This is a genomic window from Rhodoglobus aureus (assembly GCF_039527955.1).
Classification (GTDB): Bacteria; Actinomycetota; Actinomycetes; order Actinomycetales; family Microbacteriaceae; genus Rhodoglobus; species Rhodoglobus aureus.
In genome coordinates this window covers 34507-55373 of record NZ_BAAAKW010000014.1, presented here as the reverse complement: position 1 = coordinate 55373, position 20867 = coordinate 34507, and the positions used below count along the sequence as shown (strand labels likewise).

Genomic DNA, 20867 nt, shown 5'->3' with positions numbered 1-20867 from the left:
CAGACGCAGGCGCGTCGGGAGTTACTCAGGATTGTGCGGCTTGGGATCGGCGACGATCTCGGGGGAGAGCATCCGGCGCCTCACTAGGGCAGCCTCTGCGGCCAAGATGCCCAGCACGACGATCGCGCCTACGGCGATGAGCAGCAGCACGATCCCGAGGTCGCCTTCGGGAGCCAGAACCTCGCCCGACTCGGTCTGCCAGGGCCACAACGCGCGAAGCGAGCCGAGCATGAGGCCGGTCATGATGACGAGGGTGATGCGGCGGCGGTTCTTGAGCAGCCACTGCAAGCCTGAAACGAAGAGTCCCAGGCCGACGATGGCGCCGATAATGAATGCTCCGAGGTAGGAGAAGTTGCGGTCGTTGACGGCCGCGAGGGTGGGGGCGTACATCCCCAGGATCAGTAGAAGGTAGGAGCCCGAAACTCCGGGCAGGATGAGGGCGCACACCGCAAGTGCTGCTGCGAAGGCCACGATGAGTAGCGTCGGCTCGACGTCCCCGCCACGCGGCAAGCTCGTGAGCGCAACGGCAACACCGGCTGCCAACAAGCCGACAATGATCTCTCGTAGCGTCCACCGGCCACCCACCATGCGCGCGGGCACGATCAGCGACGCGGCAATGAGGCCGGCCGAGACCGCGCGGGTGCCCGTCGGGAACGCCTCGAGCAGTGGTGCGAGCACAGCTGCCCCGACGACGATGGCCAGGAGCATGCCGATACCGATGGGCAATACGACGTTCCAGCGCACTGAACGAAAGTGTGCGGCAGCGCGGGAGAGCCCGCGGCCACGGATGCCGTCGCCGATCGTGAGGGCCACACCGCGTGCGAGGTGCCCGGCTCCGTCAATAAGGGTGTCGTAGATGCCGACGAGCAGCGCAATGGTGCCGCCACTGACTCCGGGAACAATCTCGGCGAAGCCGATAAGGGTGCCACGGACGGCATCACCGACGGTGCGTATGACGGGGTGCACTCGGGGCATTACGTACTCGTTTTCATGTCGTTGGTCTTTAGTGCTTGCTGTGGTCGTTAGTGCCGTCGACCCATACCTCAGTCTTGGACCACGTCCCGCTGAGAGGTGGAGTTTCTCAACACCGTGCAGGTCGGTCTTTCTAGCTTAGGCGGCGGCTGATCGCAAGGTTGATCGTTCAGAGCAATGGCCGGTTCGTCGATTCGCGAAACCGCAACACGTTCTGCACAAATGGCGAACTACTTTCCGTGTCGCCCTCGAGCCTGCGGAGAAGAAAATCGACGGCAGCTTTTGCGGTGGCCTCCGGCACTAAGTCGACAGAAGTGATCGGGGGAGTACTGTTTCTGGTTTGCTCAGAATCTGAGCCCGCCGCAATCATGATGTCTGAAGGGATGCGATAGCCCGCCTCCTGAAGTCGCTGCTGCAGTCCAGCGGCATGGCGCCCCGTAAGGCAGTAAATCGCGTCGGGCAACTCCTGCTCACCCGCCAGTGCTGCGGCCAGCATCAGTTCAGCCACAGCGCGGCCACCAGCCTCACCCGAGCGTTCGTCTTGGTGGTAAACCAACTCATCGTGCCCCAGCTCTGCCGCCCACTGACGGTAGGACAAATCGCTGTCGGCATTCCACGCATTAGAGTCGGTGCCGGTAACAAGCGCGATACGCTTCGCACCTCTGTCAACGAGAGCGTTCACAACTGCGCGCCTGTCGGTTGTCGTGCCCGTTTCTACCCAGTCTCTGAATTCTGGTCGCTCGGTATCGCGCCCCACGGTAACTATTGGGATGTCGTTGCGAATCAGCAGGGCGATCACCGGATCGTTGGCGACCGGGTCAGAAATGATGAACCCGTCGACCGCGAGTGCGATGCCGGGCAAAGCACCGGCTGTGGGATCGCGCACAAGCATCAGACCGAATCCGTGGTCGAGCGCTTCGACTGCCGCGGCGCCAGCAAAACGCATGAAGTAGTCGACACCCTCCGGCTGGTAGGAGTCGAGATCCTCAAGTGGGCGGATGACGAGGCCGAGCACGCCCAGCGGATTGCCGCGCAATCCCCGCGCGATTGCGTTGGCGCTGTAACCAATCTCTTTGGCGGTGTCGATGACACGCTGCCGCGTCGCGTCGGCAACAACCCCCTTCCCATTGAGGGAGTGGGAGACCGTCGTAATGGAGACGCCGGCGTGCCTGGCAACGTCATGAATTGTGACTCTGTGTCGACTCGGTCGGGGCATGCCCGAATGTTACCCCTTGGTAACGTGTTTCGAGATTTATGAAACGCGCTTGTCCAAAACGTTTTGGCTCACTACAGTCGCAACAAAGTCATGGTGCACGCACCTCGACCAAATGACCAATAGGAGCATTTCAATGAAGAAGAGCGCACTAGCTTCCGCCGTCGTTCTCGCGCTTGCCCTCACCGGCTGCGTAGCGACCGACACGGATACACCGCAAGATAGATCAGGTTCTGACGAGTTGGTGTTCACCACGCCACCCGCCGTCGGCGAACTAGATCTCGCAACGTGGAACCTTCCGTTCGGTGAACCAGCATCTCTGGACCCGATCAAGGCCTTCAACTACCCCGAGAACACGGTAGTGGCCAACCTGTGTGAAGGGCTCATGCAGTTGCAGCCCGACTACACCATCAAGCCCAACCTGGCCGAGAGCGTCGAAACTCCCGACTCGACCACCTACATATACACGATCCGCGATGGCGTCGAGTTCTGGAACGGCGATCCACTCACTGCAGAAGACGTTGTTTACAGCCTGAGCCGACACATGGATCCTGAAGAGGGAAGCTACTGGGCCGGTGACGTCGTGGGCAACATTGCGTCGATTGAGAAGACCGGAGACCGTGAAGTTACCGTCAAGCTCACCGAGCCTGACGTCACGTTCAACTCCTACCTGGTGTCGCCGATCGGCAACATCGTTCAGAAGTCTCACCGCGAGGCCGCCGGCGAAGATTACGGCAACCCAACCGGGCTCGTCATGTGCACCGGCCCGTTCTCGATCGGAGACTGGAACCAGGGTCAGTCGATTTCGCTCATGCGCAACGACAACTACTGGAACGGCGACAAGATGGCCAAGACCGCTCAGGTCGACATCAACTTCATCGTCGACTCAGCAGCCATTTCGAGCGCGTTGACCACCGGTGCTATCGATGGTTCTTATGACGTGCCGCTTGGCTCAGTGCCTACCCTAGAGAGCGCCAGCAACGGCACCCTCTACCTCGGTAGTTCACTGCAGGTCATGGCCATCATCGGTACCGGCAACGGCGCATTTGCTGATCCAGCAGTACGCCAAGCACTCATGATGGCGACCGACCGCCAGGCAATCGCCGACACGGTATACGAAGGTACTGCGCAACCGTCGAAGTCACTCGTTCCCAACAACGGCTGGTCGTACGGCGATGACGTGTTCACGAGTGGACGCGACGACCTGCGATCGACCGACGTAGACATCGAGGGTGCTAAGAAGATGCTTGAGGATGCAACGGTCGACCTCGATCAGACCATCAGCATCGTGTACCCCGCCGAGCGTGGCTACTACGCCGACATCATCTCTGAGATCGCCAACGGCGGCCGCGAGATCGGCCTCACGGTTGAGCCAGTCGGAGTTCCGAGCGCCCAGTTCGGTGCCTTCTTCTCCGACCCCGAAGCTCGTGCAGGAAGCGATGCCTTCGTAACGGCGAACTACATGGACGTTCCTGATCCACTCGCCTTCCTTCGCGGCATCGTTGGCCCGGAGGGTTCGCAGAACTTCAACGGCTATGACAACTCCGAAGTCAACGCGCTGATCAGCGAAGCGGAAGCAACAGCCGACGACGACGAACGCGCAGGACTCGTCAACGAGATCCAAACGATTGTCATGGAAGATCTGCCGTGGATCCCGATCGTCGACTCAGCTGTTCGACTGTTCATGAACGAGCGAGTGACTGGCGTGCCAGCATCCTTCGTTTACCTCTATTACCCGTGGGCCGCTGACTTGGGCGCCTCCGGAAACTAATTGACCAGCAGCAGTGAGGGTGCACTAAACGGCACCCTCACTGCTGCTGCCACAACGTTCTGTCACCACAACTTACTGTCACCAAAGGGGGTGCCATTCCAGTGATGTTCATCATACGAAGACTCTTCGCGCTCATCGGCGTGCTCATCGTGTCGAGCTTTCTTGTCTTTGCCGGGATGTATGCCGCCCCGGGCAGCCCAGAGAAATTTCTTGTACAGGGTCGCACCGTCTCGCCCGAAGTGCTTGCCGCGATTCGCGAGCAGTACTCGCTCGATGACCCGTTCCTTGTGCGCTTCTGGAACTGGCTCACCGGGGTACTGCAAGGAAACTTTGGCCAATCGCTCGTCAACCGTCAAGATGTGGGGGATCTGCTCGCCACCCGACTGCCGACCACAATTACTCTCGTCGTGATGGCCGCCATCCTGATTATGGTTCTCGGAGTAGGGCTGGGCATTGTCGCCGGCACCCGAGACGGCCCGCTCGATAAGGTTATCCTCCTCGGGTCAAACCTCGGCTTCGCCGTTCCTACCTTTTTCGCCGCCCTGATTCTGATGAGCATCTTCAGTGTTGGGCTCGGCTGGTTTCCCGTGTTCGGCTCCGGTGACGGCTTTCTCGACCGGCTGTGGCACCTCACCCTGCCAGCGCTCGCGCTCGCGCTGCCCTCGATGGCTGTCGTCGCGCGCATCACCCGCACCTCCATTCGTGAAGAGCGCGGATCTGAACACTCGATCATGGCCATGGCTCGCGGCGTGCCCAAAGGGCTTGTGCAGCGCCGCCACGTGATCCGCAACTCGATGCTCCCCGTGAGCACGATCGTCGGAGTCCACATCGCCGGACTCATCGCTGGCGCTTTCGTTATCGAATACGCCTTCACCCTGGATGGTATTGGCACGCTACTCATCAGTGCCGTTCAGACCAAGGACTTCGCTGTCGTGCAGGCAATTGCGATCATCCTCGTTGCGGCCTTTGGCCTCATTAATCTTCTCGTCGACCTGCTGTATGCGGCGATTGATCCGCGCGTAAGAACACGAGGTGAAGGATGAGTCGCATCACGACGCTGCTTGGCCCGATCGGCATAGTAGCAGCAGCCCTATTCACCGTGGTCGTACTCGGAGCACTATTTGCTCCGCTTATTGCCCCGTACGATCCCACCATCGGATCTGTCACCGAACGCTTCCAAGGGTTCAGCCTCGATCATCTGTTGGGCACCGACCAAGCCGGTCGAGACATCTTCTCCCGACTGCTGTTCGGCGCGAGATCAGCGCTGCTCGGCCCCGTCATCGTCGTGACAATTACGGCAGTGTTCGGTACCGGACTCGCGCTGATCAGTGTCTGGTGGGGTGGGATCGTTGACTCATTCATCAGTCGCCTGCTCGACCTGCTGTTCGCGTTCCCCAACCTTCTGCTCGCGATGCTCGCCATCGCCGTGTTTGGGCCGAGCCTGACGACCGCAGCCCTCGCGCTGTCGATCGCGTACATCCCGTACACCGCCCGCGTCATCCGGAGCATGGCGCTTCGCGAACGCAATCTTCCGTACATTCGCTCGCCACAGCTGCAGGGAATCTCGGGGGTAGTCATCACCGTGCGACACCTCGTGCCGAACATAGCCCCACTGATCGTGACCGGCGCCACCATCAACTTTGGTTTCGCGATGATCGAACTGGCGGCACTCTCATTCCTCGGACTGGGAGTACAAGCACCCGACGCTGACTGGGGACTTATGGTTGCCGACGGTCAACAGTCGTTGCTGCGGGGCTACCCGGCCGAGAGCATGTTCGCAGGATTGCTGATCGTGGTCACTGTCGCCGCGCTGGGCTATATCGGTGAACGACTCGGCGGGCGTGCTGCAGCAGGGAGGAAGTTCTGATGTTAGAGATTCGCGATCTGTGCATGACAATTGCCAACGAACGGGCAGAGCTCGACATTCTGAGGAATGTTTCGCTGAGCGTTGCTGCAGGTGAATCCGTGGGCCTGGTCGGAGAGTCAGGCAGTGGTAAATCGATGACGCTGCGATCCATTCTTCGGATTGAGCCGAGCAACGCTACGGTCACCGGCAACATTACTTTCGCCGGTACCGATGTGCTGTCGTTAGAGGGCGAAGCTTTGCGGCAGATGCGCTCCACCGACGTATCGATGATCGCCCAAAACCCGCACGCGGTGCTGAACCCGGTTCTTCCCATCGTCAACTACCTGATCGAAGGCATGCACGATGCGCAGGGGATGGCTAAGGGTGCAGCTCGGTTGCGTGCCGGTGAGCTACTCGAGCAAGTGGGCATCGACGGTGTCGACCGGGTGCTTAGCTCCTACCCTCATCAGCTTTCGGGCGGGATGTTGCAACGCGTCGTTATTGCGGGAGCGATCGCCGGCAAGCCGAAACTCATGCTCGCCGACGAACCCACCACAGCGCTCGACGTCACCACGCAGGCTGAGGTGATGGCGATTCTCGATGAGTTCCGCCGCGACCTTGGCATGTCAATGCTCTACGTGACGCACGACCTTGATCTGGCCGCTGCAGTCTGCGACCGCATCAGTGTGATGAAAGACGGACAGATCGTTGAAACCGGAGTGCCGGAACAACTGCGCGACAATCCTCAGCATCCCTACACGCAGCAACTGATGGACTCAAGGCCCGCCGGAATCGTTCCGCAAGAGACCGCGCCGTCAGAACGAACGCCGTCGCAGACCGCCTTTTCAGAGCCCGACGCAAACGAAGGAGAGCCCAAATGAGCACACCGGCAATCGTCGTGGATGGGCTGACGAAGACTTTCAGCGGCCACGGACGTCATAAAGTAACTGCGCTTGACAACATCTCCTTGACGGTGGAGCGTGGCTCCTGTCTCGCGGTGGTCGGCGAATCGGGCTCAGGAAAAACAACGCTGGCGCGTATCATCGTGGGGCTCGAAACCGCCGATTCGGGAACGGTGATGCTCAATGGAAATCCGGTCGCTGAGCGTGCGAGTCGGCGCGAGTTACATCGACGTGCGCGCGAGATCCAGATGGTCTTTCAAGATCCACAGAGTTCGTTCAACAGACGGCTACGAGTGAGTACCGCCGTTGATGAGGTTCTGCGAGCCCATACCTCGCTGGATGCCCGTGAGAGACGCGACCGTTGCGTTGAACTTTTTGAGCTGGTCGGCCTTGAATCCCGTCAGCTCGATGCGCTACCTGGGGAACTTTCTGGTGGACAGCGCCAGCGCGTGGCGATCGCGCGTGCGCTTGCGGCCGACCCGTCGGTCATTGTGCTCGACGAATCGGTTGCCGCTCTCGACGTCACGGTTCAGGGGCAGATTCTCAAACTTCTCGCCGAGCTGCGCGCCGCCAAAAACTTGAGCTACGTCTTCATTACCCACGACCTTTCGGTTGTGCAAATGGTGGCCGACCAGATCGTGGTCATGCACCGCGGCGCGATCGTGGAGCGGGGAGCGACAGCCGAAGTGCTCGGCAACCCGCGCCATGCTTACACCCAGCTTTTGCTCGCGTGCGTCCCCCGGCCCGGGTGGAAACCGCAACGGGGTCTCATTCGCGCCTTCCGGGAGAAGATCGCTTCATGATCGACTCCCGCCCCGAGATCATCCGAATCGATTCGACCGATGCTCACGAGCGAGGACTCCAACGGGGATCTGCGCTGCGCGGCACTCTCGCTGAGGGAGTGCGTGTTTATTTGACGCTCTTCGCGCAGGCAGGCATTCACGAAGACGCGGTTCGTAGCAACGCAGAACAGTCGATCGAGAGCACCCGTCACTGGTGCCCCAACCTGGTCGAGGAGATGAGTGGGACAGCCCACGGTGCTGGCCTCGAACTCTGGCAGATCGCAGCGCTCAATGCACGCACAGAGATTTTGTCTTCTGCTGCCGGTGCGCGGCCCGGAGAATGTTCGACGATCGTAAACACCCGTGGCGCCCCCGTTAGTGCACAGACATGGGACTGGCACGAAGAGCTATCCGACCACTGGCACCTGCAGGACGTTCGCGGCAACATCCGCAACTTTGTTGGTCTCACCGAGCACGGCATCCTGAGCAAGATTGGGATCAACGATGCCGGCGTCGGCATCATGCTCAATATTCTGGGACATCAGGATGACCGTCCCGACGGCGTACCTGTGCACTTGGTCGCGGCGCGGGTTCTGGCCGAGGCGTCAACACTCGACGAAGCAGTGGGTATTCTTCAATCAGCGCCGGTGAGTACCTCCAGCGCGATCACGGTCGTGAGCCCAGACGCTGCCGTCATCGTGGAGTTGAGTCCGCACGGGGCAGTCATGCTCACGCCGAACGACGACGTGCTGCTGCACACCAACCACTTCCTTGATGCGCAACTCGGTCGTGGCGAAAAGCCGGGGCTTTACGACCCGGACTCGCAGCTTCGCTACGGTGTTTTGGTTGATCGGGTGGCAGCTGCACCCCTCCCGATGCTGGCGAGCGAACTGGTTCCCTACCTAGTTTCTCAACCGGGGGATGCCGCGGAACTGTGCTGTGTTCCACAGCCTGGGGCGCTGTTGGGGGATCGCTGGGCAACGTTGGCAACGATCACCCTCGATGCCGTTGCGCGCCAAATGACAGCGTCGGCCGGCACTCCCCGCGACGCACCCAACGTGCCGCTCGTCACACTGGTAGCGGAGTAAGCGCAACCTACTGTTCATATGCCGTCTCGCGCACTCGGGTGACGGCTTGCGCTTCGGATTCCCGTAGCCTAGAGGGGTGAGCAAGGGCATCAACTACCGGGTACGGGAACTTCAGCAACGGGTGGGGCGATACCTCATCACTATGGCTGGGGGAGCCCTGCGCTCCACCAATGCGCCAACTCAGCTTCTGTCGATCCCGGGGAGCGAGCAGCAGCTATCCCAACGACACGCACGGTCGGTCATCGACCTGTGTTTGCGCGCCGGCGAGGCGATGCTGGCGACCGGAGCATCCGCAGCTGACGTGGTTGCCACCGTGCTTCGCATCAGTACCGCCTATGGCGTCAGTGGGATGCACGTCGACATCACCTTCACCTCGCTCACCGTCTCCGTGCACCGAGGGATGAACGAAGACCCCATGTCGATCATGCGCATCGTGAAGGTGCGCACCATCGACTACACGCGGCTGCAGAACGTGTACTGGCTTATTGACGTGATCACAGGGCCGGATGGTCCAGGAGATGTGGATGAGACGCGCGAGCAACTCAGCGCGATCCTGACAACACCCCACCCGTACCGACGCTGGGTGGTGACCGCGGGTAAAGCAATTCTGGCGGCAGGTGTCGTCGTGATGTTCGACGTGAGCTTCGTGCTCGTGCTCGTTGCTGCAGCATCCGCCGCTATCTCGGACATCATGACTCGTCGCTTAGAGCGCTGGTCGGTTCCCGCATTCTTTGCACAAATGGCTGCCGCGGCAGTGACCACTGTCATCGCGGTGTTCATGTTCTGGCTACGCTCAGTCGGCATCGAGATCCCCGGATCGAACAGCCCCACCGTCATCGTGATCGCTGGCATCATCATGCTTCTTTCCGGTGTCGGGCTCACCGCCGCAGCCAGTGACGCGATCGGCGGCTACTACGTCACAGCGACTGCCCGCGGAATGGAAGTCGTCATGATGACGCTCGGCCTCGCGGTCGGCATCTCGATCGTTCTGAGCCTTTCACTGCGCCTCGGAATACCGGTGGCAGTGGGCGACTCACTCGGAGACAATCGAAGTGTTATCTCTGGGATGGTTGGGGCTGCGATCATCGCCGTCGGCTTCGCCCTCGCCTCCTACGTGCGGATGCGGCTGCTGCCGATCATGGCAATCGGGGCAAGCCTCGTGTTCGCCGTGTACTGGTTCGTGCTGCCATTGGCATCCTCGCCAGGGCTAGCCCCCGCAATCGCCGGCACCGCCGCCGGCGTCATCAGCTACCTTCTCTATCGCTGGCTGAAAGTGCCAGAAGGCGCCACAAACATGGTGGGTATCATCGCTCTGCTGCCCGGACTCGCACTGTATCGAGGCATCTACGCCCTCATGGATTCCGAATACGGAGTCACCGAAGCGCTGCCGTCAATGGTCATGGCACTCGCAACCGGCCTCGGGCTCGCCGCCGGAACAACAATCGGAGGATTCGTTGCACGACGCACCTTCGGATTCGACCGCTCAGCAATGTTGGCGCTGAAGCGCTCACGCACGCCGCGGTAGTACTGCTCGAGTCAGTCCTGCGGAGTTCGAACTTCAGAGTCTAGGTTTTCGTGGGTATTTCTCCGCGTTCAACATCGCCGGCTACGTGAGCGCCCTCAACACTGGGGTGAAGGTGCTTTGCCTCGAGGGCAACCACTGCCTGCGCGGCGGCCGCGGCGAGTGCCCCATCCGTAGAACCGCCTGAGAGCGTAGCGTGCAGAAAACCAGCGAAAAATGCATCACCGGCGCCGTTCGTGTCGCGGATATCGGCAGGCACCGCATCCACCCGATGGAGGCCAACAGCGTCGAGCGCCATGGCTCCTTCCGCCCCTAGAGTGCACACCACCACCGCGGCACCCGCATCTACCCGAGCGCGCATGAAAGGCAGAGGGTCGGGCATCCCGTCGGCGTTCATGAATATATAGGACGCTGCGTGAATGAATGGCTCATGAAAGTCAGACTTGCCGTCGTAATCGTGGATATCGGTCCAGATCGGGATGCTCGATGCCGCTGCCGGCGAAAGAAGTGCTCGAGAGCTCTCCGAAAGGTCCATGACAAGCGCCTCTGCGCCTTCGGCCAGCGTGCGAAACTGCACGACATCCGGCTCTTGGAATACTGGAGTCGACAGGTAGAGCGACACTCGCTCGCCTGCCCGCGTCATCAGATTCACATGCCGTTCACTGGGGCCAGGAATGGTTGCCGCAGCCAGCTCTATGCCAGCGGATTCGAGCACCGGGCGCAGCCTTCTAGAAGCCTCGTCGTCGCCCATCACTGTAAGGCAGGTGACGTTTCGTCCCAGCCCGGTAAGGTGCAGCGCCTTTCCGGCGGAGGTGCCGCCAACCGTCTCAAAGTCTTCCAGCGCGAACTGCATGTGAGGGCGAGGTTCGGGCAGGTGATCGAGATAGACGATGCTGTTCCACGACACTGGGCCAGAGATGAGGATGTGGTTCGGCATGGTCAAACATTACCGGCGTACGCGGCGTTAGGTCGTGTGACAGGTTATCGCGCACCAGAAGCAACCGTTGACCTTGGGGAATTGGGTCTTCGCGGCATCCACAGCATCGCTGCATGTTGCGTGCACGCCAAGATCGGTACGGTTCTCGGCGCTAGGCAGACAGCCTCGTGTCGACGCCAAGTCATGAACTTCATGGTCGCCAGTGCCAGCCTGGGCATGATTATTTACGGTGAAGTAAGGCATGAGTTCCTCTTTTCCGTTGCACGACATTGTGTGGGCAACAGAATAGCTACCTAGCCTGTCAGTCTCACCACCCGGTCGTCAGTACCTGATCAAGGGCATCCACGAAGGCGTCGGCACTCGCGCGCGTAAGACACATCGGCGGTTTGATCTTCAGCACGCACTGGTGGTCCGACGTGGGTTGAACGATGATGCCCACCTCACGCAGGCGCTCGCAAATAGCCTCGGTTTCCTCAGTGGCAGGTTCCAGCGTTTCTCGGTCTCGCACGAACTCAAGACCGAGATAGAAACCGCTGCCGTGCACGGTTCCCACGAGCGGGTGGCGTTCGCCAAGCGCGGCAAGCCGCTTCTTGAGGTAGCTGCCGGTTTCGACCGCATTCTCCTGCAGCTTCTCATCTCGGATCACATCGAGCACGGTGAGACCGACAACGCTCGACACCGGACTGCCACCCGCTGAAGAGAAGAAGTAGCCCTGCGAGCGGTAGTGGGCGGCGATCTCCGGAGTAGTGATCACTGCACCGAGCGGATGCCCATTGCCCATCGCCTTGGCGACCGCGACGATATCCGGCACAACTCCCTGCTGCTCGAAGCCCCAAAACCACTCGCCGAGGCGGCCGTAGCCGACTTGAACTTCGTCGGCGACCGCGAGGCCGCCGTGTTTGCGCACTGCGTTATAGACCGCATCGAGGTAGCCGTCGGGCAGGGCGATCCCACCCGCGTTGCCGTAGAAGGTCTCCGCAATGAAGGCGCCGGCCGGGGTTTCGGCGGCGGCCAAGCGTTCGACCTCGGCCACCGCCTCGTCGGCGTAGCGGCTGGACTCGGTGCCGCGGTATTTACCGCGGTAAGTGTTCGGGGCGTCGACGGTGTGCACCCAGTGCGGGCGTGTGCTGAGGGCGTCAGGGTTGTCGGCAATCGACGTAGATACGGCATCCGAAAGATAAGTCCAGCCGTGGTACGCCTCGCGAACGGCAAGCACATCAGGGCGTCCTTTCCAGGCCCGGGCAATGCGCAGCGCGAGGTCGACCGCCTCCGAGCCACTATTGACGAGAAAAACTGAGCTGAGAGCATCCGGGAGCAACGCGCTCAAACGCTCCGAAAAATCCACGACCTCCAGATAGTTGAAGCGAGAATTGGTATTCAGGAGACTCCACTGCCGAGTGACGGCATCGACGAGGCGCGGGTGCGCGTGGCCGATCGAGGTGACGTTGTTGAGTACGTCAAGGTAGACCCGCGCATCGGCATCGACGAGGTATTCCTTCCAGCCGCGCACCATCATCGGAGGCTCGTCGTAGTAGAACTCCTGGGCATCGGCGACGGTGCCACGTCGGCGAGCAATAAGGGCGGCCGAATCGCGGTCGGTGCTGGGAAGCGTCTGGCCGAGCACGAGCGGTGTTGGATCGCAGGCAAGAGTGCGCCAGGCGGCGGCGAGTTCTGGGCTGACAAACCGGGGCACCTCGACATCGCCGAGCGACGCTCGCACGCAGAGCCGCGTCTGAACGCGGGCGATTTGCGCGCCAGCCTCCAGCTCAGAGCCGATGGGAACCAGTGCTTCAACACCGTCAAGGGTGAGAACCACGCCGTTGCCGCGGAACTCAACACCGTCAGCGCTGTGCGTGACAATGCCCGGCCAAGGAGCGGTCACGTCGAGCGGCTTGGCCACAGTGAGCTCGATACTGAGCGGAGTATTCAGGGGCTCTGGATCGATCGGAACGCGCGCGCGGGTGAGCCGGGGCTCGGCGAAACGGGTCATCGCGACGGAGGCGCCAGGGCTGATCGCTTCGGCGGCAATCTCCGCTTCGGCGCCGTCTTCGAGCCAGCGCCCGTTATCGAGTGCCGCACTCGTTGCCGAAAAATCCAGCACTGCGACCGTGCGTGGATTCAGCGCCGGGAACAGCGTTCCGCCCGATGGCAGGCTGGCGAGCCGCACATCGTGTCCGACCGAACTGCGAACGAGTTCGTTCGCGACGGCCAGCGGAACCGAAGTGGCCTGCTCGAAGATGCGCAGCTCGTGCAGCAAATTCTCGCTCGCATACTCATTGTCGGGGTCGGCCGATTGCACGTGGTGGCCGCTCGCGACGAGGATTGTACTGCGGAGCACCACGAGAGGCCAGAGAGCTTCCGCCTCCGCTAGTGAGAGTGGGCGGATCGAGTGGTACGTGGTTACGGCACGCAGGACGGACGGCAGCGTGGCTCCGGCGTGGTGCAAAAGGGAGGAAACCGTGATGGCGATCTCGCCGACAGCCCAACTGTGGTTGATGTCACCGAAATCGATGATCCCGTCCGGAATTCCCGTGAGGGCGTCGTTCGAGACGACATTGTCGTCGGTGAGGTCGCCGTGGATTGTTTGGATGGGAAGCCCAGCGGATAAGGATGACACCTGTTCCCAAGCGGCGTCGCTTGCTTCTCGAAGGCGCGCGCGGAGCGCTTCGTCATCGACGTGAGGTAGGAGCGCGTCGAGCACGGCCGAAGCGCGGCGGAGATCCCACTGGTTGGTGCGCTCAATGCCGGGGGCATCGAAGTCCGCGAAAGCTACCGCGACACGAGCTGCGAGCGCTCCGATCGCACGCACAGCGTGGGGGGAGAGGTAGCGCCCGCCAGAAAGGGGTGTGCCGTCGACGAAGTCGAGCAGGCGCGCGTGCAGTTGCTGGCCGTCGACCGAGAGTTGCTGTACGACTGTGCCGTCACGTCCGGTGCGGGTGAGGGGCACCCGGATGCTGGGATCTCGTGCGGCGAGGTGGGCGGCGGCGAGCGATTGTGCCTCGAGCTCAGCTTTCGTGGTGGCGGGATTAGAGATTTTCAGGAGCGTACGCTCATGCGAGCCGTCCAGAAGGAAATTGCGGTCCTGATGGCTGCCGAGCGAACGGGCCGTAGCGTCAATCCCAAATAGCGTGTCGGCGAGAGCCGCGGCATCCTCCTCGGAAATCTCCGGAGGTGGGTCCTGCACAAGGGAGAACTCGACTGAGGTAGACGTATCGTTCACAGATGTTCCGCTCTTGAGCTTCAGCATGCGATTGCCGCAGGCGGCCGTGCGGCAGCCGCTCATCCAATCTATGCCACCATCGTCGACCGCGCTTGGATTCCAACCATCTTCGCAACGCCCTGAACATTACCGCGGTGCCAACGAGCAGCGGCTGGCCAAGATGACCCCCGCTGAGAATCGCCTAGATCTCGCTTAAGGGACTTCCCCGCGAGGACGGCCTCAGATATCTTTGCTTTACAGTGGGCGGAGTCAAACACGATGGCTGCCTGATTCCTGAACGTAAGCGAAAAGGAAGAAATCATGTCCGACATCGAGAACCCCACAGCCGCTTCGAACACCGCCGGCCCCGATGTGCACAACATCCAGGACTGGACCGATCTTGGCAAAGAGATGTGGTCGTACCTCACCGGTAAGAGCGCAGTCATCAACTACAGCTTCGTCGACATGGTCGTCGAAGTTCCGCGTGACGTTGGACCGGATGCTCCACGGGCCGTCTGGAAGCTGAACGGCACCCTGAAAATCACCACGAGCGAGGGTTCCGGCACCGAACCGATCGCCCCGTAGCGATGAGCGCCACAACTCGACTCGACATCGATCTGGCATTCTCTCTCGAGGAGCCAATCGTCGAGCCGACCGAAACTTCAACTGCGTCACCAGACACCGCCGCAGTTGAGTCGGAGCAAATGACCGGCACCATTACGGCCAGCGGTCTCGACATTGAGGTGTATTCGAGCAAGCCCGAACTCTTCGTGCAGTCCAGAACGATCAGGCTCAAGGATCTTCGCGTTCTCGCCACTGCACTCGCCGAGCGTGGACTCACCGTCTCCCTCTCGGGCCCCGACGGTGTGATCGTGAAGCTTGGTGCTGTGCAGGCATCAGTCACGCAGCGTGTGCTCACCGGCTCCGCCCATATCGGGCTCGGCAGTCGCAAGGCGCTAGCGCCGTTGCTTCGGCGCCGCAGTACTGGATCCTCGAATTCTCCGGCGGCGCTACTCCCACCAGCAACCCCGTGGCCCCTTGTACCGACTTTCGATCGCCTGATTCGTCGGAAGATCACCACAACGCACTATTCGTTTGGGGCAGGCCGGCCCCGACTCTTCTTCATTGTCGGTTCCGAGACGTGGAATGGCCAAATGCCCCGAGAGGTTGAACTTTCGCCGGGTATCACCACGATTGGTTCGTCGCCTGCGGCAGACCTGCAGCTTGCGGGTTTGGAGCCTTTCCACGCCCAAATCCACCATGAATCAGATGACGAGTACGTGCTGTATTCACTGGGCGAAGTCGGCGGAGGCTCACTGCCGCTACCAGACGAGCACGCGGGTGGGCGGGTGCTGCGCACGGGTGCCCGGATGGAGATGGGGCAATGGCGAATCGGATTCTTCCGTGAAGAGTACGCCGATCACGGGCGACCTTACGGCGGTCGACGGGGTGGTGAAATGGGGCACCAGAAACCGCAGCCTGGTCGCCACTCCGTGGAACAGCCGGCACCGGCCCCGCCAGCAAGAGACACTGCGGTGAGGGCCGAACAGACGCCGCTAGGCGATCCCGAGATCTAGCCGTTCGCGCGGGAGGAGAATGACGGTGGCCACTTTTCGAGATCTCCACTTCGAGGATGCGCCTCTCCCGCTGCCCAATGCTTGGGATGTCGGTTCAGCCTTAGCGTTGCCGACGGCTGGCTTTGCTGCCGTCGGCACCACCAGCTTTGGCGTTGCGGCCAGTGCGAGTCTGCCCGATGGTGGTGGCGTTACCAAGGCGGCAACCGCAGCGTTGGTGGCGCAGATGTGCCGACTACCTGTTCACGTCACTGCGGACATCGAGGACGGCTACTCTGACGACCCCGCCGAGGTTGCGGATTTCGTGGCCGAACTGGCGGCCATGGGAGTAGTCGGAGTCAACCTAGAAGACAGCAAGGACGGACACTTGGTTGATTCAGCCGTTTTTGCTGCGAAGATCGCTGCCGTCAAGCAACGTAACCCCGATGTGTTCATCAATGCCCGGGTCGACAACCTCTGGTTTGGCGAACAAGCCACTGTTGACGCTGTCTTACTCCGCGCTGGTGGGTATGCCGACGCCGGGGCCGATGGGATCTTTGTGCCCGGATTAGCGGCCGCGGACGACATCCGCAGCGTCACCGTCCTGCGCGACGGAAAACACGTGCCCGCTGCTACTCCGTACTGGGATATGCAAGCTCGCCTCGTGGCCTTCAGCCAGGAAAAACCGGACTGAAGGTCGCCAGCAGGACGCTCGCGGCTAGTGTTCGAGGAGCAGCGCGCGCAAAGTCGTTCTCGTCGCGGCTGATACGCCGAGCTGGTCGAAGATCTCAATAGTCCGCGCGGCTGCATCGCGAACGATAGGGAGTTTGTCGAGCATCCACTCATCGGTCTCGGCTGCTGACCGTGTCCGCTGCGGATCCACCCCAGGTGCGAGATTCGCGATGCTCGCCATCGCGTGAACGGAGGCGGCGTAGTCGGCTGCGACAGCATCGGGGGAGACTCCAGCGTTGCCGAGGAGGAGGGCGCTGATCATCCCGGTGCGGTCACGCCCTGCGCTTCAGTGCACGAGCGTGCCCGGTCGTGAAGATGCGATTGCTTCGAGAGCGCCGCGCACTAGGTGGGGTTGGAGCCGCCAGTTGTGGGCCCAATATTCGCGGGAGTCAAGAATGGGAACGCAGACCCGCATGAACTCGGCGTCGTCTTGATCTTCGGTGGGTGCATTGACGATGGCGATTCCAGCGAGAGCTTCTGCCGGAACTTCGGGGTCGTCTTCGCCGGGACCGATCTCGTAAGCGCAGCGGAGATCTACGACTGAGGTGAGACCCCACGCATGTGCTGCTTGCCAGCCGGCTGCGGTGAGGCGTTCTCGGCGCGGATCGCGTGCGACCCGACCGGCGACAGTCAGCCCAGTGCCGGACAACGGGGTTGGCAGGCCGCCCAAATCTCGGGCGTTGATGTAGCCATCCCAGGTAAGGTCATCCATCGCCTCAGCATACTGAGCGAGTGTGCGATTGTGCGGTCGACATCAGGCGAAACAAATGGTTCTGACTCAGGATCAATGGTTAGGCTTTTCCCGTGTCAGCGACACAAGCCGCTGACCCCGAACCCAGAAGGAGTCCGCCATGCCAGTGCTCGACGAAGTGCTCTCCGCCAATGCCGCCTATGCCGAGAGTTTCGGTGACAAGTCCGAGTTGCCGCTGCCGCCAGCTCGAGGCTTTGCGATCTTGACCTGCATGGATGCGCGCCTCGACCCGGCAAAGTATGCAGGCTTGAGCGAAGGCGACGCGCACGTCATCCGCAATGCGGGAGGACGAGCATCCGACGATGCGATACGGTCGCTCGTCATCTCGTACAAGCTCCTAGGAACAAAGGAGTGGTTCGTTATTCACCACACCAACTGCGGGATGGAGTTCTTCACCGACGGCGTCATGCGTGGGCTATTGGCCAACAGCTTGGAGACAGCTGCTTTGGGCGAAGCCGGATTCGAAGACTTCGGTACCGGTCCGGGCTCCGCCGAGGCGAAATACATCGACTGGCTGACCATTGCCGACCAAGCGGAGAGCGTGCTCGAAGACGTTACGCGGATCAAGGCGCACCCTCTGGTCCCGAACGAAATCCCGGTTTATGGCTACATCTATGACGTCGCGACGGGGCGGCTTAGTGAAGTGCCCGAAGCCACTGCTGCAGGTGCCTCGCTGTAGCTCCCGCTCCTGCTCGGCGCCAACGCCCGCCTTGGGTGGCCCGGTTCACCAGGTGTCGACGGTGACGTGCATGGCGTTGAGCTGCTGATGGATTTCGTCAGCGTCGGCTCCGGCACGCATGACCACCTGCAGCCCCAGCAGGTACGTCGTTAATAGGTCTGTGCGCGCCTGAGTGAGCGCGTCCTCAGCGTCGGGTACCGCGCGCGCGACAAGGATGTGGAGGCAGTCGCCCATTTGTTGCCTGTAGTCGGCGGAGAATTCGTAGCCGGGCAGAGCGCCACGGAGTTCGTTTGAAGCCATCACCATCAGGCAGCCGTCGCGGCCGCGTTCTGTGACCGCATCCGCCTCGAACAGGCTGAGGAAGTTGTGCACGCCCTCGATGCCGGGGCCCGCCTGCTCAATCATGCTCGTGAACATGGCGATCCGCTCAGAGAGGTAGCGCCGCAGCACAATTGCGAAGAGCTCTTCTTTGCTGCCAAAGGTGCGGTAGAGGCTGGGCTTGTGCATGCCGCTGGCCTCAACGATGTCTGCCATCGAGGTCTTGCTGTAGCCCTGGCACCAGAACATTGACGTCAATGCGGCCAGGACCTCTTCTTCGTCAAAGAGCCGGGGGCGGCCGGTTGGCGCGTTCGCAATGGTGCTCATTGATTCATCCTACGGCGCTTCTTGCGAGTTTGGAACCTTTCGGTAACAAATTGCAGATCACTATGGTACCGTTCGGTACATAACGAGAGTTTGTTTTCTGGGTCGCCACCCCGACCCGTCCCCACAATAGGAAGGATCCCCAAAATGGATCTCAACAACCGTCGCGGAATTGTCACCGGAGCAGGTCAGGGAATCGGGCAGGCACTCGCCCTCGATTTCGCCGCCAAAGGCGCACACTTGCTGCTCGTTGGCCGCAAGGACGAAACACTGCAGCAGACTGCCGACCTCGTGCAGGCTGCGGGCGGCACCTCCGAAATTCTCGTCCAAGACTTAGGTAAGACGGATGCCGCAGACCGTGTAGCCGAAGCCGTGAAGTCGTGGGACACCATCGACCTCCTCGTCAACAACGCTGGCAACGTGCGGGCCGGTCGACTCGAAGAATCCACCGCAGCAGAAGTCACCGCGATGATCGACCTCAACCTCACCGCACCAGTACTTCTCACCCAGGCACTGTTGCCACAACTTCGCACCAGCGGAGCAGCCAACGGTAGCCTCATCCTGAACATCTCAAGCGAGATTGCTCTCGTCGCCATGCCGTTCTACGCCGTCTACGCTGCCACCAAGTCAGGCCTCGCAGCCTTTGGCGAAGCAATGCGCCGCGAACTCCATGGCACCGGCGTGCACGTAGCAACTGTTTACCCGGGCGCCACCGACACCGCGATGATGAGCACTCAGAACGCTGACTGGGAACGTCGCCCCGTAGCCGATGTTGTCACTCAGGTGATGACCGGACTTGTCGCAGGCGAGCACGAGATCAATGCCTCGGCACCGGACGGCCGCGGATTGCAGCAATTAAACGCTGCCGACCCGCTCGCCGTTGATGCCGCCATGGCTCCCGGACTCGCGGACATGGAAGCTGCGGTGAAGGACCACGTCAGCATCTAGGCGCCACCGTTCCGAGGAATGCCACTTTTCTGGCGCTCCTCGGAATATCCGAAGCAGCACGAGACTTACCTTGAGTAACCTCGCGTCACACAACGTCGACGCGGGTGAACCCCTAATACTCTGGAAAGGTGAATACCTTGGAAACCCTGACTGTGCTTCTCGGCCTGGTGGCTCTGGCCACCGTGCTGGGATTCGTCTGGCGTGCCCGAACCGGCCGCATCCAGCGAGCCCGAACCACTTCGGCAGCCAATGAGAATCGAATCTCGATTCCCGGTGCGCCCGAGTTGGGCACCCGCGTGACACTGCTCCAGTTCTCTACCGAGGTGTGCACCCCCTGCAAAACGACCCACACGCTTCTGAGTGGTCTCGCCACAGATCTTGATGACGGAACAGGGGCGGTAGTCCACGTCAACATTGACGTGACTTCACGGCCTGAGATTGCGAACAAATTCAACCTGCTGCAGTCGCCTACTACGTTCATTCTCGATGGCAATGGCGTGCTGCAGGCCCGCATCGGCGGTGCTCCTAAGATAAACGACGTGAGAGCCGAACTAGACCGGATGCTTAGCCCGGTTCTTGTCTAACGACCACTTTCAGCAAACAAGATAGCGATGACAACGACCGTGAATCAACCACTCAGCCCGGAGCCGACGCAACTTTCTGATTCGAAGGCGGCCTTGGCAGCGAAGCCGGGAAAGGACGGGATTGACCCGCGCGGACCCCGGTTCGGTGCCGGAATCACAGCGATACTGCTCCTCACCGTGATCGGACTAGGGCTGGATGCTGCTGGATCCCTACCCGCCGCGATTGCGGAGAGGGCCACTCAACCGGCCTTCATCCTGTTCAGCATCATCGCTCTACTTTTCGCCTGGGGAGCGTTCGCAGGGATTAAGCGTCACCCGTATGGCTTGCTCTTCAAGAGCACCGTTCGTCGTTGGTTCAGTGCTCCTAGCCACCTCGAAGATCCACGTCCGCCGACATTCTCACAGGGTGTCGGATTCGTCATCACCGTGATCGGTATCGTGCTGCATCTTGCTGCCGTGCCCTACGCGCTCGTAATCTTTGCAGCCATGGCGTTTGTCGCCGCATTCCTCAACGCGGTGTTCGACTACTGCCTCGGCTGCCAGCTTTACGTGTTGCTCGTTCGAGCTGGCGTGATTGGGCGCCCCAGCTCCGCTTCGTGAGGTGGCTGAACATCAACCGGGGGAGTGCGCTCAGCGGGAATTGCCCTGACGGAGCACTGTGTCCACGGCGAGAGCTGAAGCGATAACGAGCGAGCGGAGTGGCTCTTCTACTGGCCGGTGGACTTGCACAACGTAGTTGTCACCCT

At 61.1% G+C, this 20867-nt stretch carries 19 protein-coding genes and 1 pseudogene; 14 read left to right on the top strand and 6 right to left on the bottom strand.

The features are described 5' to 3' along the window. Positions 1-21: 21 nt before the first annotated feature. Together ABD112_RS02785 and ABD112_RS02780 are read right to left on the bottom strand one after the other, a co-directional pair. Entirely contained in the window at positions 22-975 is a 954-nt protein-coding gene (locus ABD112_RS02785; protein ID WP_343922974.1) for a DUF368 domain-containing protein, read from the bottom strand. A 166-nt stretch (positions 976-1141) separates the two neighbouring features. Then, on the bottom strand, positions 1142-2188 hold the full coding sequence (locus tag ABD112_RS02780; protein ID WP_343922972.1) for a LacI family DNA-binding transcriptional regulator: 1047 nt from the start codon (positions 2186-2188) through the stop codon (positions 1142-1144). A 133-nt stretch (positions 2189-2321) separates the two neighbouring features. Between ABD112_RS02780 and ABD112_RS02775 the strand changes: the two genes are divergently transcribed. The 7 genes from ABD112_RS02775 (at position 2322) to ABD112_RS02745 (ending at position 10099) form a co-directional block, all read left to right on the top strand. Next, positions 2322-3956 (top strand): ABC transporter substrate-binding protein, encoded by a 1635-nt coding sequence (locus ABD112_RS02775; RefSeq protein ID WP_343922970.1) that lies wholly within the window; start codon positions 2322-2324, stop codon positions 3954-3956. Between the two features lie 104 nt (positions 3957-4060). Next, positions 4061-4999 carry an ABC transporter permease gene (locus ABD112_RS02770; RefSeq protein ID WP_343922986.1) on the top strand — a complete coding sequence of 313 codons (939 nt, stop codon included), beginning with the start codon at positions 4061-4063 and terminating at the stop codon, positions 4997-4999. After that, entirely contained in the window at positions 4996-5823 is an 828-nt protein-coding gene (locus tag ABD112_RS02765; protein WP_343922968.1) for an ABC transporter permease, read from the top strand. Before ABD112_RS02770 ends, ABD112_RS02765 begins: the two co-directional genes overlap by 4 nt. Further along, on the top strand, positions 5823-6683 hold the full coding sequence (locus ABD112_RS02760; RefSeq protein ID WP_343922967.1) for an ABC transporter ATP-binding protein: 861 nt from the start codon (positions 5823-5825) through the stop codon (positions 6681-6683). Before ABD112_RS02765 ends, ABD112_RS02760 begins: the two co-directional genes overlap by 1 nt. Beyond that, complete coding sequence (locus ABD112_RS02755) at positions 6680-7507, top strand: ABC transporter ATP-binding protein (protein WP_343922965.1); 828 nt, start codon at positions 6680-6682, stop codon at positions 7505-7507. The genes ABD112_RS02760 and ABD112_RS02755 overlap by 4 nt, the downstream gene beginning before the upstream one ends. Continuing rightward, positions 7504-8574 (top strand): C45 family autoproteolytic acyltransferase/hydrolase, encoded by a 1071-nt coding sequence (locus ABD112_RS02750; protein ID WP_343922963.1) that lies wholly within the window; start codon positions 7504-7506, stop codon positions 8572-8574. Before ABD112_RS02755 ends, ABD112_RS02750 begins: the two co-directional genes overlap by 4 nt. 76 nt (positions 8575-8650) lie before the next feature. Beyond that, positions 8651-10099: a threonine/serine exporter family protein gene (locus ABD112_RS02745; RefSeq protein ID WP_343922961.1), complete on the top strand. Its 1449-nt coding sequence runs from the start codon at positions 8651-8653 to the stop codon at positions 10097-10099. 40 nt (positions 10100-10139) lie between these two features. On the opposite strand, the gene ABD112_RS02740 is transcribed toward ABD112_RS02745, so the two are convergent. Further along, a complete protein-coding gene (locus tag ABD112_RS02740; RefSeq protein ID WP_343922959.1) occupies positions 10140-11033 on the bottom strand; it encodes a carbohydrate kinase family protein in 894 nt (297 codons plus the stop codon). Between the two features lie 307 nt (positions 11034-11340). After that, positions 11341-14253, bottom strand: a complete 2913-nt coding sequence (locus ABD112_RS02735; RefSeq protein WP_343922957.1) for an aminotransferase — start codon at positions 14251-14253, stop codon at positions 11341-11343. A 300-nt stretch (positions 14254-14553) separates the two neighbouring features. Here ABD112_RS02735 and ABD112_RS02730 point away from each other — a divergent pair, with 300 nt between their 5' ends. From ABD112_RS02730 to ABD112_RS02720, 3 genes are read left to right on the top strand one after another with little or no spacing between them, the layout of a single operon-like run. Next, positions 14554-14817: a hypothetical protein gene (locus tag ABD112_RS02730; RefSeq protein WP_343922955.1), complete on the top strand. Its 264-nt coding sequence runs from the start codon at positions 14554-14556 to the stop codon at positions 14815-14817. A 2-nt stretch (positions 14818-14819) separates the two neighbouring features. Continuing rightward, the gene (locus ABD112_RS02725; RefSeq protein WP_343922953.1) at positions 14820-15809 is read left to right on the top strand and encodes an FHA domain-containing protein; all 990 of its coding nucleotides are present in this window, start codon (positions 14820-14822) and stop codon (positions 15807-15809) included. 25 nt (positions 15810-15834) lie between these two features. Then, positions 15835-16479: an isocitrate lyase/PEP mutase family protein gene (locus ABD112_RS02720; protein WP_343922951.1), complete on the top strand. Its 645-nt coding sequence runs from the start codon at positions 15835-15837 to the stop codon at positions 16477-16479. Positions 16480-16503: 24 nt separating this feature from the next. Here ABD112_RS02720 and ABD112_RS14565 read toward each other — a convergent pair. Next, positions 16504-17229: pseudogene (locus tag ABD112_RS14565) on the bottom strand (tyrosine-protein phosphatase). Between the two features lie 139 nt (positions 17230-17368). On the opposite strand from ABD112_RS14565, the gene ABD112_RS02705 reads away from it, so the two are divergent. Then, complete coding sequence (locus ABD112_RS02705) at positions 17369-17947, top strand: beta-class carbonic anhydrase (RefSeq protein ID WP_343922947.1); 579 nt, start codon at positions 17369-17371, stop codon at positions 17945-17947. 45 nt (positions 17948-17992) lie between these two features. On the opposite strand, the gene ABD112_RS02700 is transcribed toward ABD112_RS02705, so the two are convergent. Beyond that, on the bottom strand, positions 17993-18592 hold the full coding sequence (locus ABD112_RS02700) for a TetR/AcrR family transcriptional regulator (RefSeq protein ID WP_343922945.1): 600 nt from the start codon (positions 18590-18592) through the stop codon (positions 17993-17995). Between the two features lie 144 nt (positions 18593-18736). Between ABD112_RS02700 and ABD112_RS02695 the strand changes: the two genes are divergently transcribed. The 3 genes from ABD112_RS02695 (at position 18737) to ABD112_RS02685 (ending at position 20721) form a co-directional block, all read left to right on the top strand. Further along, positions 18737-19537 carry an SDR family NAD(P)-dependent oxidoreductase gene (locus ABD112_RS02695; RefSeq protein WP_343922943.1) on the top strand — a complete coding sequence of 267 codons (801 nt, stop codon included), beginning with the start codon at positions 18737-18739 and terminating at the stop codon, positions 19535-19537. Positions 19538-19665: 128 nt separating this feature from the next. Beyond that, the gene (locus ABD112_RS02690) at positions 19666-20121 is read left to right on the top strand and encodes a TlpA family protein disulfide reductase (RefSeq protein WP_343922941.1); all 456 of its coding nucleotides are present in this window, start codon (positions 19666-19668) and stop codon (positions 20119-20121) included. A 27-nt stretch (positions 20122-20148) separates the two neighbouring features. After that, positions 20149-20721 carry a DUF4395 domain-containing protein gene (locus ABD112_RS02685; RefSeq protein WP_343922939.1) on the top strand — a complete coding sequence of 191 codons (573 nt, stop codon included), beginning with the start codon at positions 20149-20151 and terminating at the stop codon, positions 20719-20721. The last annotated feature ends 146 nt before the right edge of the window (positions 20722-20867 follow it).